We start from the raw sequence: 14,452 nt of genomic DNA on the forward strand, positions 1-14,452 counted from the left end.
CAAGCATCACAGCGGAATGTTGTCGTGCTTCTTCCAGGGGTTCTGCATGTCCTTGTTGCGCAGCATCCTGAGCGCCCGCGCGATGCGGCGGCGGGTCGAATGCGGCATGATCACCTCGTCGACATAACCGCGCTCGGCGGCAACGAAGGGCGACAGGAAGCGATCCTCGTAAGCCTTTGTATGGGCTGCAATCTTGTCCGCGTCGCCAATGTCCTTGCGGTAGATGATCTCGACCGCGCCCCTGGCGCCCATCACCGCGATCTGCGCCGTCGGCCAGGCATAGTTCATGTCGCCGCGCAGATGTTTTGAGGCCATCACGTCATAGGCGCCGCCATAGGCCTTTCTGGTAATGACAGTGATCTTTGGTACGGTCGCCTCGGCATAGGCAAACAGCAGCTTGGCGCCGTGCTTGATCAGGCCGCCATATTCCTGCGCAGTGCCGGGCAGGAAGCCTGGAACGTCGACAAAGGTGACGAGGGGAATCGAAAAGCAGTCACAGAAGCGCACGAAGCGCGCCGCCTTGCGGCTGGCGTCGGAATCGAGCACGCCGGCCAGCACCATCGGCTGGTTGGCGACGAAGCCGACGGTGCGGCCCTCGACGCGGCCAAAACCGGTGACGATGTTCTTAGCAAAGTTTTGCTGGATCTCGAAGAAGTCGCCTTCGTCGGCCACCTTCAGGATCAGCTCCTTGATGTCGTAGGGCTTGTTGGCGTTGTCGGGGATCAGCCGGTCGAGCGACAGGTCGTGATCGGTCACCGACTGATAGCACTCGATCTCGGGCAGTTCGGCCGTGTTGGAGGCCGGCAGCAGGTCGACCAGCCTGCGCATCTGCAACAGCGCCTCGACATCATTGTCATAGGCGCCGTCGGCGATCGAGGATTTGGTCGTGTGCACGGAAGCGCCGCCGAGGCTCTCGGCCGTCACCGTCTCGTTGGTGACGGTCTTCACCACATCCGGCCCGGTGACGAACATGTAGGAGGTGTCGCGCACCATGAAGATGAAATCGGTCATGGCCGGCGAATAGACGTCGCCGCCGGCGCAAGGGCCCATGATGAGCGAGATTTGCGGAATGACGCCGGAAGCCAGAACATTGCGCTGAAAGATCTCGGCATAGCCGCCAAGTGCGGCGACGCCCTCCTGGATGCGGGCGCCGCCGGCATCGTAAAAGCCGATGATCGGCGCGCGATTGCGCAGCGCCATCTCCTGCACCTTGATGACCTTTTCGGCGTGGGCCTCGGACAGCGAGCCGCCGAACACGGTAAAATCCTTGGCGAAGAGATAGACCGGCCGGCCGTTGACGGTGCCCCAGCCGGTGACGACGCCGTCGCCGGCTATCTTCGTCTTCTCCATGCCGAAATCGGTCGAGCGGTGTTCGACATACATGTCGAATTCCTCGAACGAGCCCTCGTCGAGAAACACCTCAATGCGTTCGCGGGCGGTGAGCTTGCCCTTGCTGTGCTGGGCATCGATGCGGGCCTGACCGCCGCCCATGCGGGCGATCTCGCGGCGGCGCTCGAGTTCCTTCAGCACGTCCTTCATCGCTCAGTTCCCCAAAATGGAAGCTGCATTTGTGGTAATGATGCCCGCAGGCGTGCGCAAGCGCCGCTTTCGTGCTGGTTTTGCTGCGCTGCAACATAACGCCCCTTGCATTCCGGGGCGAACTCAGCCATATGCAGCCCATAGGCGCTTGGGCCGGGAGATTCCGGCCTTCTCGACGAAATGAGACTGGTTGCGTCTGTTTTCCCTCTTTCCGGTTGTTCGGCAAGGTGGCGGAAAAGCCCCGTGGCATGATGCCTGCGGGCACGACAGCGCAGCCGAGTGGACGTTACCGTCCGCCCGCCTTGTCGTTTCATATCAATTTCTTCGACGGCAGGTTGCGCCCTGCCGCATCGATGTTTGCGGCTAAGGCCGCGTGAAAGAAGACTATTTTGACCAACGAAAACACGTCTGCCGGTAACGCCATTTCGACCGGCAACACTGCTGAACTCACCGGTTTCGCAGCCCTTGGTATCTCCGGCGCGCTGCTCAAGGCGACGCATGGCGCCGGCTTCACCGAGCCGAAGCCGATCCAGATGCAGGCGATCCCGCCGCAGATGGAAGGCCGCGACATTTTCGGCATCGCCCAGACCGGCTCGGGCAAGACGGCGGCCTTCGCGCTGCCGATCCTGTCGAAGATCATCGCTCTCGGCACCAAGCGCCGGCCGAAGACGGCGCGTGCGCTGATCCTGGCGCCGACGCGCGAACTCGCCGTGCAGATCGAGGACACCATCAAGATCCTCGCCAAGGGCGCGCATGTCTCGACCGCGCTCGTGCTCGGCGGCGTCTCGCGCTTCAGCCAGGTGAAGAAGGTTGCTCCCGGCGTCGACATCCTGATCGCAACGCCCGGCCGGTTGACCGACCTGGTGCGTGAAGGCGACCTCATGCTTGCCGACACCAAATGGCTGGTGCTGGACGAAGGCGACCGCATGCTCGACATGGGCTTCATCAACGACGTCAAGCGCATCGCCAAGGCGACCGCGCCGGACCGCCAGACGGTGCTGTTCTCGGCGACCATGCCCAATGAAATCGCCGAGCTGGCCAAGGGCCTGCTCAAGAACCCGATCCGCGTCGAAGTTGCGCCGCAGAGCACTGCGGCGGCCGAGATCGTGCAGGGCGTTGTCTTTGCCCGCACCAAGCAGAAGCGCCAGGTGCTGTCGACGATGCTCGCCGACGAAGCGATGAAGTCCGTCATCATCTTTTCGCGCACCAAGCATGGCGCCGACCGGGTGACCAAGGACCTCGAGCGCGACGGCTTCAAGGCCGCCGTCATCCACGGCAACAAGTCGCAGAACGCCCGCCAGAAGGCGCTCAACGATTTCCGCGAGGGTTCGGTGCGCATTCTGGTGGCGACCGACATCGCGGCGCGCGGCATCGACGTGCCCGGCATCAGCCATGTGGTGAATTTCGACCTGCCGGACGAAGCGGAAAGCTACGTCCACCGCATCGGCCGCACCGGCCGCAACGGCATGGACGGCATCGCGATTACGCTTTGCGATCCTTCCGAGAACAGCAAGCTGCGCCAGGTCGAGCGCATCATCCGCAGCAAGCTGCCGATCGTTGCCGACCATCTCGGCAGCCCCGATCCGCAGCGCAACCCGGCTGAAAAGAACGAGCGCTTCGAGCCGGCCAACGATCGCAACGACCGCAATGGTCGTCGTGACGGCAGGCGGCCCGGCGGCCAGAACAACGGCAAGCCGCGCTTTGGCGACAAGCCGGCATATGCCGGCGAGCGCAAGCCGGAAGGCGCCAAGCCCTTCAAGGGCAACAACAAGCGCCGCTTCGGCGGCAAGCGGCCCGCGGCGCGGGCTGCGTAAGCAGAACGAGCTCCGGCTGGCCAGGCTTGGCTTTGCTGAACAGAAAGAAGGGCGACCGGAGCGATGCTTCGGTCGCCCTTTTCGTTTGGCGGGGAGCGCATCGTTCGACGTGCCGGATCGCTACTCAGCAATCGCCTTGACCCAGACGACGATCCGCTGCGCCAGGAAGGCTGTGGTCGAGGGCGACATCGCGTCGCCGGCAATGACGTGGTCATCAGGATCGCCATTGTCGTCGACCGGCACCAGTTCGTGCGCGCCGCCCCAGCGTCCGGCGATTTCGCGGGTGCGGTCTTCGCGCACCACCTTGTCGGAATCCGAAAAGACAAACAAAGCCGGGATGGTCGCCTTCTCGACCGGCGCGCCATAGGCAAGCTCGGTCAGCGCCTGCATCGGCAAGGTCGCTTCGATCGGGTAGCGGTAGGTCCAGAATTTCTCATGCAGCGCGTTGCGCGGCACGAAGCTGTGCTCCTTGCCGGCGACCAGCCTGGCGATCTGCCGGCCCCACGGCATGGTCAGGAGCTCGGCGCCCGACGCCTTGACGCCGAAGTTCGGCGAGATGAACGCAATCGCGGCGACGCCGTCCGAAGCACCCGGCTGCGTTGCAGCCCAGGCCGCCAGTGAGCCGCCGGTCGAGGTGCAGATGACGATGACCTTGTCGCCGATCGCGCGGCCGATGGCGAGCGCTTCCTCGTAATCGTTGATCCAGGCGTTGACGCTGCCTTGCGTCATCGCCGCACCGTCCTGCCCGTGACCGGTGAGGCGGGTGTAAAAGAGATTGGCGTCGAGCTGGTCGGCGACGTCGTCGGGCAGCGGACGAACTTCGCCCCTCGATGCCGAAAACCCATGGATGTAGACGATCGCCAGCGGCGTTTTGGCGTGAACCATCGGATTGGCCCAGATGATCTCTTTCTCGAGCCCGTCGCGAATATTGGGCACTGCCGCTTCTTCACGCGCGAGATAAGCCTGCGGATCGTCGCCGATCCCCTTGGGATCGAACCGGATCGTCGTGTCGACGGGGACGCGCGGGCCGAGCAGGAAGGCCAAAGCGAGGACGACAAGCAGGCCCAGTACCGCAAGCACGATCCGTCGCCCCATCGCAGACTCCACGCAAGACTTGTCAGCCTATGGCTGTGATTGCAAACAGACAACCGGCATCCCGCCGATGACGGGGTCGCCAAATTTTACGAACGGCTCTATTCGCTCGGCAGCTTGCGGTCGTAGTTGAGCGGTCGCGCCGGCCAGCGGATCGCGGTGCTGATGAACCAGCGGCAGAACGGCCTCGGCAGGATGCTGAGCAACTTCAGACCCCAGCTCAGCCGGCGCGGAAAGGTGACTTCGAAGCCGCCGGATTTGATGCCTCTGGCCATGCGCCGCGAAGCCCGGTTGACCGGCATCAGTCCGGGCATCGGCAGCATGTTCTTTTCCGTCAGCGGTGTATCGATGAAGCCCGGGTTCATCACCTGGATGCGGACATTCATCTTGTCGAAATCGTATTTCAGCGATTCGGCCAGGATGTTGATCGCTGCCTTGGTGCCGCCATAGGCGGCGGTGGTCGGCCAGCCGAAATAGGCGGTGACCGAACCGACGAGGACGACATGGCCGCGGGCGCGCACGCGCATGTACTCGATGACGGGCACCAGGCCGTTGATGATGCCGAAATAATTGACGTCGAAAGACCGGTGGAAATCGCGGATGGCGAGATCTTCGCCGGGGGTCGCGATATAATTTCCGGCGTTGAATACGGCCAGCACGATCGGGCCAAGATCTTTCTCGATCGCCGCGACCGTCCTTGCCATGCGCTTCTCGTCGGTCACGTCGCAAGGATAGGCCGTGACGTGACCCGGCATCTGCGCCGTCTCGACAACAAGTGTGTCGATCGGATCATCATCAAGCGCTGTCACCGCGACGGCGTAGCCTTGCGCCGCGAGATCCTTGGCCAGGGAACGGCCGATGCCGCTGCTGCCGCCAGTGATCCAGGCGACGCCGTGTTTCGGGTTGGCCCGATAGAGTGTCATGCTGCGCCCTGCGAAACTGTTGCTAGTGCTCTAGCGGCGAAGGAATTGAATGAAAAGAGCGCTTTTCGGCACATGGTTGAAATGAATGCCGGGGCTCAGCCGCTGTTTCAGAAAATTGCAGTGCCCCAAATGCGACTGTGCCAGTCGATTCTTGCCTTGAAACCGAAGCGTTGGGTTTCTAGGGTTCGCCGCACGCTACATAAGGAATCCTTGATGCCCCGTTCTGTGATCGAAGCGATCGGCAACACGCCCTTGATCCGCCTCAACAAGGCCTCGGAAGAGACCGGCTGCGAGATACTGGGCAAGGCCGAATTCATGAACCCGGGCCAGTCGGTGAAGGACCGCGCCGGCCTGTTCATCATCCGCGACGCCGAACAGCGCGGGCTGTTGAAGCCGGGCGGCGTCATCGTCGAGGGAACCGCCGGGAATACCGGCATCGGATTGACGCTGGTTGCCAAGGCGCTGGGATACCGCACCGTCATCGTCATTCCCGACACACAGAGCCAGGAGAAGAAGGACACGATCAAACTGCTCGGCGCCGAGCTGATCGAAGTGCCGGCCGTGCCCTACAAGAACCCCAACAACTACGTGAAACTGTCGGGACGCCTGGCCGAGCAGATGGCGCGGTCGGAGCCGAACGGGGCGATCTGGGCCAACCAGTTCGACAACGTCGCCAATCGCGACGGCCATATCCGCACCACGGCGCAGGAAATCTGGAACCAGACCGGTGGCAAGGTCGATGGTTTCGTTTCGGCGGTCGGTTCCGGCGGCACGTTGGCGGGCGTCGGTTTCGGGCTGAAAGCCAAGAGCAAGGACGTCAAGATTGCGCTCGCCGACCCGATGGGCGCCGCGCTCTACAGTTTTTACACCAGCGGCGATCTGAAATCCGAGGGCAGTTCGATAACCGAAGGCATCGGGCAGGGGCGGATCACCGCCAACCTTGAGGGCTTTACGCCGGATTTCTCCTTCCAGATTCCGGACGAGGATGCGCTGCCGATCGTCTTCGACCTGATCCAGGAGGAAGGTCTGTGCGTCGGCGGTTCGACCGGCATCAACATTGCCGGCGCGATCAGGCTGGCACGCGAATTGGGCCCTGGCCACACCATCGTGACCATCCTTTGCGACTACGGCACGCGCTATCAGTCAAAACTGTTCAACCCGGAATTCCTGCGCGAGAAGAACTTGCCGGTGCCGGGCTGGATGGAGCAGCGCAGCACAATTTCGGTGCCGTTCGAGAAGGTCGCCTGATGGCGCACAAGACCGAAGCGCTGTTTCGCGACGACGCCTATCTGAGGACAGCCGAGGCAACGGTCGTGGCCATCAACGATCGCGGCGGCATCATTTTGGACCGTACGATCTTCTACGCCACGTCGGGCGGCCAGCCGGGCGACACCGGAACGCTGGAGCGCGCCGATGGGGGCCGCATCGCCATTGCCGCGACCATCACCGGCGAGACCAAGGACGAGATCATCCACGTGCCGGCGCCTGAACAGGCGGTTCCTGCCATTGGCGAACGGGTGAAACTTGTCATCGACTGGGAGCGTCGGCACCTTTTGATGCGCATGCACGCAGCCTGCCACCTGCTCACCGTCGTCTGCCCGTTCCCGATCACCGGCGCCTCGGTTTCCGAAGACGACAGCCGTGTCGACTTCGACGCTCCGGATGCCGGTTTCACCAAGGAGGATGTGACCGCCGGGTTGATGGCGCTGGTGCGGGCCGACCATCCGATCTTCGTCCGGCTGATCACCGACGAGGAACTGGCCGCCAATCCGGGGCTGGTGAAATCCAAGAATGTCCGCCCGCCGGTCGGCACCGGCAAGATCCGCCTGGTCTGCATCGGCGAGAACGCCTCGATCGACAGCCAGCCTTGCGGCGGCACGCATGTGAAAAGCACCGGCGAAGTCGGCGAAATCCATATCGGCAAGATCGAGAAGAAGGGCCGCGAGAACCGGCGCTTCCGCATACGCTTTGGACCGATGCCGGCGGGCTAAGGCGGCTACAGCGGGCCTTTCGCCGAACACCCAGTCTAGAGCCTGTTCCATCCCGATGGAATCAGGATGGGGCTCTATCTTCTTGTTTGAGCATGATCTCTGGACAAAACGGTTCCCGTTTTTGTCCGAGAAAACCGGATTCCACTTTTCGCGATCATGCTCTAGGCAAGATGGCGGAAACTGGAAGGCGGTCGCGCCACCCACGCTTCGATCTGCTCCGTGACGAACTTGGCTGCCTGATGGTGGATGAAGTGACCGGCGCCGGGCAACGCCAACAGTGAACTCACGTTGTCAACCTCGCGGAACGTGCCGTCAAAGGCGCTGGCTGGAACATAGGGATCGTCGGTGCCGAACAGGACCAGGGTTGGCGCTTTGACGAGAGGCAGCTGTCCGATATCGGGCACTCTGCCAAGCGGTATGTTTGCCCTGTAGTAGCCCAGCATTGCTTCCGGATCGGATCGCCTGAGCGCGTCCATCAAGGCCTGCCTGTCCTGCGGATCGGTGACCCAGGTGGCGAGTTCGTCTATGTTCAGCATCTGGGCCGCGCCCGGGACCTGGAAACGGCGTATGTACCCCGTGATCTCGGCATTGGCCGGATCGGCAATGGCGCGCAGATGATTGCGCGGGTGCGGCGTCGACAACAAGATGAGATGGCGTACGACCTGCGGCACGCGTATGGCCAGCCACCATGCGATGATGCCGCCCCAGTCGTGGCCGACAATCGCGGCCTGGGTCAGCTTTTCAGCCGCGAGAACGGCCAGCACGTCATTGACCAGATGCGTCAGCACATAGTTGCCGTAGCCCTGCGGCGCATCGCTTTGTCCGAAACCCCGCAGGTCCGGCGCGATCACGCGATAGCGGCCGCAAAGCGCTTGCATCTGCCGACGCCAGCCCATGCCGTGATCGGGAAAGCCATGCAGAAACACGATCGGCGGGCCTGAGCCCGCCGCCGTGTAGTGCAGTTTAACCCCGCCGTTGACCGCGGTCCTGGATTCGAACTCCGCCCCCAAGCTCACCGGATGCCGGCCGCCGCCGTCACATCTTGACTTCCAGGCGAAGGAACGGACCGTGGAAGGTCTGGGTGCTGCTGTCCGCATTGATAAGCAGATTGTGCCACTGCTCGATCTTGTAGCCGGCCGTAAAGGTGGCGCCCGCCAGGGGGGTCCAGCTCAAGCCGGCAGAGGCGTCGACATTGGTGACTGTCTGGCTGGAGGACTCGCTGAACAGCGTGCCGGAGCCCTGTGCACCCGTTGTGAAGTCGTATCTGTATCCCTCGCGGTTTTCGCGACGGCCCCACATGACGGAACCGGAAACCGCGCCTGTCAGCCCCCAGGTTTCGCCCAGCGGGTAGTACGCCTCGGCGCCAACACGCGGGCCAATGCCCCAATATTCCGACGATCCAATCTTGTCGACGGTACCTCCCTTGTCGGCCGGATCGTCCGGGGCGAAGCTTTCGGAGACAACACCTCTTTCATCCGAATGCACCAGACGCAGACCACCAAAGAAGCGGATATCGGCGGACTGAACCTTGACGTGCTTGCCGACATCGAAATCGAACGCCTGGAAGCTGTAGTCGTCGCCGTAGCCTATCGTCAAAAAGCCGTCCGGTATCTGGCCACTCTCTTCCCAGGAACGGTTCTTGCCTAGGTGAAACGCGCCTGCAAGGCGCCAGTCCATGTCGGAAGAAATCTGCTTGGTCAACGCGATCGAACCTGAGAAGTCACCATTGCTGTTTCCAAGCTTGTCGGTGCCGCCGGTCTTGTCGTCCTGGTGGACGTTGTTTTGAAAAAACGCGCCCTCAAAGGCGATCTTGACGCGTGAATCGATCACTGACGGGTCCGTGATCTTCGCATCCTCCGCGTGCGCGGCAACCACGCCTGCGGAAGTCACCGAAGCAGCGGATGCCGCGACAGTCGCCAACAATTTACCAGGTGCCCGAGCCCGCATACTTACCCCCCGTCTAGAATCCTGCCCCAAATCCAACATTGCAGACATAACCTAACGCCACATTGCAGCAAGTCCGGCCAGCAACTTTATAGGGTGGTGTTGCTGCTTTGCCACGGTGCCTCGGTGGCGCCGGTGGACAGATGTGGTAAGCGTCGCGCCAGGGCTGACCGGGCCTCGGCGGACAGGGGGTTTGGTGGACAATCCAGCGCAAATCGAAAGCGTGCTCAACAACATTGTCTATGCGCTTTTCGCCCACAGCGGCGAGGTGGGGCCGAATGGCAAGGCCCGAGATCTCGGCAATCTGACTGTCTTCGACAATCCCGAGGCCGTCGACGTCATCGTCAAGGCGCCGGAGCTCTTCCGAAAGAACTTCTCCTTGATCTCGGCCCTCGGGTTCAGCCGCTTCAACACCAATGACGAGGACTGGTCTGTCCGGCGCGCCATCACCCAGGATATTTACCTGGCGGCCGCCAGGCCGGCGCAGCAGCATTCCGTGGCGGAAATCTATGCTGCCGGGCTTTCCGGCAGCGACGCGACGCTACCTGCGATCCAGCAAGCCCTGTTTGCTGCGTCGATGACGATATTTTACCGGGCTTTCGGCCTTGTTCCCGATATGGCGGCTACACTCTTGCTGCTCGACAGGGTGCGCGATGTGTTGAGGCGTCTCCAATATTATTCCTGGGTGACCCCGACGACCGCCGAGCGCGCGAATGCCATCCAGGATGCCCGCGCAGTGATTGCCGATTTCGCATCGCTGCTGATGGCGGATTCCCGGGCGGCGGCCGAGATGGACCGCTTTAGAAGCGAGGCCCGCGACCTTGAAGGCTTTTCGCCGGTGGAGGAGTTCGTCATGAATTTCTTCGCCGGCGTCGAGACCACGGTAACGACCGTACTTTGGGTAATCGATCGGCTTGGGGCCAACCAGCAGGTGCAGGAGCGCATCCATGCCGAGGTCCTCTCTGGCGAGGCGCACACGCCGTACACCGATTGCTTGATCAACGAGACGATGCGTTATTTCCCTCCGATACCGTTTCTGACCCGCGAAGTCGCCGCCGACACGACGCTCGACGGCCGCGATCTACGCGCCGGGCAGCTGATCATGGTGTCGATCATCGGCGTGCACCAGCATCCAGCCTTCTGGGAAAACCCACGCACTTTCGACGCCAGCAGGAAAGAATTCATCGAGAACAGCTTCGACCGACGGGCTTTTATTCCGTTCCTAACCGGACCGCGCATGTGTGGTGGCGCGCGTCTCGGCCGGCTGGAGGTCAAAGAGGCTGTTCTCGCGATAATTCGTCAGTTCGCCTTCAGCCGTGCCGACGATGTGATCCGGTTCGACTATGGGTTGGCGCTACGGCCGGCGGAGGGGGCTGCGGTCAGTGTTTCGCGTCGATGACGCCAAGTCAGGCATGTTCCTGCCAGAACCGCCGTATATAACCCCCGAATTGCCTTCCGATCATGGTCTTGAATTCGGCATCATGCGCATAGCGCTTGCTTGTCGATATGGCTTTTGACTTCAGCGCCAAGCCCGGGAACCAGGTGCTCATTGTGGCGGATGCGTTTTCCTGCTGGTCCGCGATAAAGTCCTCGTAGAAGACATGAGCCACTCTGCGTCGATCAATAGTGTTCAGGTAATTTTTCCACCGGATTTCGCTATCGAAAATATGCTGCGCGGTGTCTCGGACAACTTTCTCGCTCAAAATTGTCACCGTGGGAATCCCAGGCAGCTTCTCCTGGCTGTCGAACGGCTGGCCCGTGTGGAGCATCGAAAGCAGACTGATGGTCTGATCTGTCTTGTTTCTCCTCGAGAGGAAAACGTAGAACGAGTTGTCGTCGTCATCGCCGATTGAACTGTGCGCGAATGGCAGGTTCTCATAGAAGATCTTGGCGCTGAAAACGCCGTTCTCGGTCCTTTTCTCCAGGAGATGGCGACCGTAGGCCGGCGCCTGCTGATTGAGTTTTTCAAGGTCCATTGTGCCGTCGATCGACCACCGTCTCATCAACGGCAAGGCATATTGCCACTGAAAATACTCAGTGGGTATTCCCAGACCGAACTGCTGCAGGACCCGACAATAGGAATGCCCGGCCGTTCGCGGAGTCGTGCAAACCAGGACCTTGGCGGGATTTTCGACCAAGCTTTGGCGGTCGTAGGTCTCGGCGATGAACTTGCTGTATAAATCGTCGAATTGCATTTCCGGAATCATCCCCGCCACGACGGATCCAGTTTCAGACGGCAGACAGAAAACCCAGGATGAGCAGGGCCTGGTCCAGTGTCATCAGCGATGGCGGATTGCCCGCACCGATATTGTCGACAAGTCCCAGATCTGGCCGTATCACCCGAGTGCGGTCAATGGCCTGCCTGTCGATGAAATGGCTGTCACGGCCGTACATCAGCAGAATGCGGGCATCGATCTTTGCCGCGATCGGAAAAAGATCATATTCGCGTCCGGTCATAGCTCCGAAATTTCCAGTCGTGGCCGGGTCGTAGGCCAACCGGAAACCATCCTGACTGGCCGCGATCCTGTTCTCGACATAGCGGTTGAATACCGCTTCCTCGACCGGGCCCATGACGGCCCTGGTGGCGCCCAGATAATCCTTCGCCGCTGCGCGGGTCTCGAACACCAGCGTACTTTCCTTCACGACTTCGTTTCTCATCGCGTCGACCTTCGACCCGCCGAGCATTGGCACGTCGTTGAGAACGATTTTCGCGGCCTTGGAGCGTGTCATGTGCATAAACAGAAGCAAAATCGTGCCGCCCCACGAAGTACCGATGAAGTGGTTCTCCGTACCAGCGAACTCACCGAGTGCACGCAGGCATTTGGCGTAGACGTTGATGTCGTATCCTGAACCCAGATACGCGCTGCGCCCGCGCCCCAACAGGTCCGGGCAGATCACCAGGAAGCCGTTACGGCACAGGAAAGTGGCGAGGTAGTCAAAGTCGGCGCCGTTGCCGGTGAAGCCGTGCAGGCAGAAGACTGTCGCACGCGGCGTGCCGGCAGGCCGCCAGATGCGCACGAACATTGCGGCATAGCGGTCATCCAGCCGGATGAGAATCTCTTGCGTCAGCGCCTCGGCGGATTCGACCGATTGCATCAGGCGTCGCGCTTGCGGACGGCACGCTTGACCGAGCCGCGGTTGTCGATGAAGTCGCGTTTCCAGAATACCGATTTGTCGAGGTTGATGAGTTTGGCTTTTTTGATCAGCGGCAGGATATGGGACGAGGATCGCGTCGCCAGCACCGTCACCGCTGTGGCATCGCCATCGGGGAAGGGATTAAGCGGCCCGCCATTTATTGCCCAGGCTTCGGCTATCTCGCGGCTGGTCTGGATCCAGCCGACATAAGCGACGATGGCATCGTCGATCGAGCCGATCGTGTGTGTCTGCTGATCCAGCTGGTAACGAAGCGACTTCACCATGAGGCCGAACTCGTAGCCGTCGAAAGGCGGATAGTGCGCAATGAAGTTGCAGACAAGTCCGAGCGAAACCGGATTGCTGGGAATGCGGGAAAACAGAAGATTGCTCATGCCTAGATTATTGACCCCGCCTACCCCAGATCATAACGATCAATCCGTACTCGCCACGAAACACGAAAACAATCGGTATCAACGGACTGCGGCAGCGAATGTCGCGCGCTCGGAACGCATCCAGCATGTCAAGCCAAACAAGTTTTGCCGAGGGCGGAGCAGGAGAAGAAAAAATGGCCGAAGACAGCCCTTTCACCGTCGACGCGGATTGGTTGCAGAAGCGTCTCGGCGAGCCCGGCCTGACGATCGTCGATGCCTCCTGGTATCTGCCGGCGCAGAAGCGCGACGCGCGCGCCGAATATGAGGCGGCGCACATTCCGGGCGCACGGTTCCTCGATCAGGACGCGATCTCGGACCCGGATTCGCCGCTGCCGCACACACTGCCGTCGCCACAGCACTTCGCGCAATATGTCGGCGCGATGGGTATTTCTGCCGACGACACCATCGTCATCTATGACGGTCCGGGTTTTTTCTCCGCACCGCGGGGGTGGTGGATGTTCAGGGTGATGGGCGTCTTCCAGGTCTACATTCTGGATGGCGGTTTCGATCGCTGGAAAGCAGAAGGTCGGCCGGTGACGGCTGAACCGACCAGGATCGCGCCAAACGTGTTTCATGCCGATTTTGACGCCGCACGTGTCGTCAGCCTTGCCGACATGCGCCGTATCGTCGAGACGCATGAAAGCCAGATCGCCGATGCCCGCGGGGCAGGCCGCTTTACTGGCGTCGAGCCCGAGCCCCGCGCCGGTATCCGCTCCGGTCATATGCCGGGTGCGCGCAACGTGCCGGCGTCGGCGCTTTCGGAAAATGGCGAGCTTCTGTCCAGGGACCGCTTGCGCAAGGTAGTCGAGGACGCCGGTATCGACCTGTCGAAGCCTGTCGTCACCTCTTGCGGGTCAGGTATCACGGCGGCTGCGATCACGCTGGCGCTGGAAACGCTTGGCCATACCGACAACAGGCTCTACGACGGCTCATGGACGGAATGGGGCGGGCTCGGCGATACGCCCGTGGTGACGGGCAAGGAATGATTCTGATGGAAAACGGTGCGCAGGACGACATCGAGGTGACGGTGACGTTTCTCGAAATGCATGTGCCGCCAGCCTATTCGCCGCCGGTACCCTACAACAGGCAGATCGCGCTGTTGAAGACCAAGGATATTCCGCTGCACTTCTATCGCTATCTGATGGACCGGGTGGGGCGCAAATGGCACTGGGTCAACGTGCTCAGGCTGGACGATGACGAGCTTGCTGCCGGCATCCATCGCGAGGATCGCGACATCAGGGTGCTTTATGTCGACGGCGCGCCGGCCGGGTTCTTCGACCTCAAGCCGCATTTGCCGGAGGAAGTGGAGCTCGCCTATTTCGGCATGATGGAACACGCCACCGGGCAAGGCATCGGCCGCTGGTTCCTGGGGGCGGCGATCTCTGCAGCGTGGTCGCACGGGCCGAAGCGGGTGACGGTGCAGACCTGTACGCTCGATCATCCGGCAGCCTTGCCGCTCTACCAGAAACTCGGCTTTACCCCGGTGGCGCAAAAGAAGGAGGTGGTGCATCCGCTGCCTTTCCTGGAGCGCTCGGCCAGCGTCATGCGACCTTGATTTCTCCTCCAAGCTGAACTGTCCGTTC

At 61.5% G+C, this 14,452-nt stretch carries 14 protein-coding genes; 6 read left to right on the forward strand and 8 right to left on the reverse strand.

The window, feature by feature from the left end:
• Positions 1–6 precede the first annotated feature (6 nt).
• Entirely contained in the window at positions 7–1,539 is a 1,533-nt protein-coding gene (locus AC1DXU_RS28860) for an acyl-CoA carboxylase subunit beta (RefSeq protein WP_477374424.1), read from the reverse strand.
• 389 nt (positions 1,540–1,928) lie between these two features.
• Here AC1DXU_RS28860 and AC1DXU_RS28865 point away from each other — a divergent pair, with 389 nt between their 5' ends.
• Positions 1,929–3,353, forward strand: coding sequence for a DEAD/DEAH box helicase (locus tag AC1DXU_RS28865; RefSeq protein ID WP_477374426.1), 1,425 nt, complete (start codon positions 1,929–1,931; stop codon positions 3,351–3,353).
• A gap of 120 nt (positions 3,354–3,473) precedes the next feature.
• Here AC1DXU_RS28865 and AC1DXU_RS28870 read toward each other — a convergent pair whose 3' ends face one another.
• Together AC1DXU_RS28870 and AC1DXU_RS28875 are read right to left on the reverse strand one after the other, a co-directional pair.
• Positions 3,474–4,448, reverse strand: coding sequence for an alpha/beta hydrolase (locus AC1DXU_RS28870; RefSeq protein WP_477374428.1), 975 nt, complete (start codon positions 4,446–4,448; stop codon positions 3,474–3,476).
• A 98-nt stretch (positions 4,449–4,546) separates the two neighbouring features.
• The gene (locus AC1DXU_RS28875; protein WP_477374430.1) at positions 4,547–5,368 is read right to left on the reverse strand and encodes an SDR family oxidoreductase; all 822 of its coding nucleotides are present in this window, start codon (positions 5,366–5,368) and stop codon (positions 4,547–4,549) included.
• Between the two features lie 213 nt (positions 5,369–5,581).
• On the opposite strand from AC1DXU_RS28875, the gene AC1DXU_RS28880 reads away from it, so the two are divergent.
• Positions 5,582–6,616 (forward strand): cysteine synthase A, encoded by a 1,035-nt coding sequence (locus AC1DXU_RS28880; RefSeq protein WP_477374432.1) that lies wholly within the window; start codon positions 5,582–5,584, stop codon positions 6,614–6,616.
• Positions 6,616–7,359, forward strand: coding sequence for an alanyl-tRNA editing protein (locus AC1DXU_RS28885; RefSeq protein ID WP_477374434.1), 744 nt, complete (start codon positions 6,616–6,618; stop codon positions 7,357–7,359). The genes AC1DXU_RS28880 and AC1DXU_RS28885 overlap by 1 nt, the downstream gene beginning before the upstream one ends.
• A 161-nt stretch (positions 7,360–7,520) precedes the next feature.
• On the opposite strand, the gene AC1DXU_RS28890 is transcribed toward AC1DXU_RS28885, so the two are convergent.
• Both AC1DXU_RS28890 and AC1DXU_RS28895 read right to left on the reverse strand, forming a co-directional pair.
• Entirely contained in the window at positions 7,521–8,375 is an 855-nt protein-coding gene (locus AC1DXU_RS28890) for an alpha/beta fold hydrolase (RefSeq protein ID WP_477374436.1), read from the reverse strand.
• 19 nt (positions 8,376–8,394) lie between these two features.
• Positions 8,395–9,279 carry an Lpg1974 family pore-forming outer membrane protein gene (locus AC1DXU_RS28895; protein WP_477374438.1) on the reverse strand — a complete coding sequence of 295 codons (885 nt, stop codon included), beginning with the start codon at positions 9,277–9,279 and terminating at the stop codon, positions 8,395–8,397.
• 220 nt (positions 9,280–9,499) lie between these two features.
• Between AC1DXU_RS28895 and AC1DXU_RS28900 the strand changes: the two genes are divergently transcribed.
• On the forward strand, positions 9,500–10,702 hold the full coding sequence (locus AC1DXU_RS28900) for a cytochrome P450 (protein WP_477374440.1): 1,203 nt from the start codon (positions 9,500–9,502) through the stop codon (positions 10,700–10,702).
• 7 nt (positions 10,703–10,709) lie between these two features.
• Here the strand turns inward: AC1DXU_RS28900 and AC1DXU_RS28905 are convergent, their stop codons facing one another.
• Genes AC1DXU_RS28905 through AC1DXU_RS28915 form a run of 3 tightly spaced genes read right to left on the reverse strand, consistent with a single transcriptional unit; the run spans position 10,710 to position 12,830 of the window.
• On the reverse strand, positions 10,710–11,519 hold the full coding sequence (locus tag AC1DXU_RS28905; protein WP_477374442.1) for a hypothetical protein: 810 nt from the start codon (positions 11,517–11,519) through the stop codon (positions 10,710–10,712).
• A 13-nt stretch (positions 11,520–11,532) separates the two neighbouring features.
• On the reverse strand, positions 11,533–12,399 hold the full coding sequence (locus AC1DXU_RS28910) for an alpha/beta hydrolase (RefSeq protein ID WP_477374444.1): 867 nt from the start codon (positions 12,397–12,399) through the stop codon (positions 11,533–11,535).
• The gene (locus tag AC1DXU_RS28915; RefSeq protein ID WP_477374446.1) at positions 12,399–12,830 is read right to left on the reverse strand and encodes a hypothetical protein; all 432 of its coding nucleotides are present in this window, start codon (positions 12,828–12,830) and stop codon (positions 12,399–12,401) included. The genes AC1DXU_RS28910 and AC1DXU_RS28915 overlap by 1 nt, the downstream gene beginning before the upstream one ends.
• Positions 12,831–13,003: 173 nt before the next feature.
• Here AC1DXU_RS28915 and sseA point away from each other — a divergent pair, with 173 nt between their 5' ends.
• Both sseA and AC1DXU_RS28925 read left to right on the forward strand, forming a co-directional pair.
• Positions 13,004–13,855: a 3-mercaptopyruvate sulfurtransferase gene (gene sseA, locus AC1DXU_RS28920; RefSeq protein ID WP_477374448.1), complete on the forward strand. Its 852-nt coding sequence runs from the start codon at positions 13,004–13,006 to the stop codon at positions 13,853–13,855.
• A gap of 5 nt (positions 13,856–13,860) precedes the next feature.
• Positions 13,861–14,424: a GNAT family N-acetyltransferase gene (locus AC1DXU_RS28925; RefSeq protein ID WP_477374450.1), complete on the forward strand. Its 564-nt coding sequence runs from the start codon at positions 13,861–13,863 to the stop codon at positions 14,422–14,424.
• Positions 14,425–14,452 lie beyond the last annotated feature (28 nt).

It is taken from the genome of Mesorhizobium sp. P3_A10 (genome assembly GCF_056403175.1).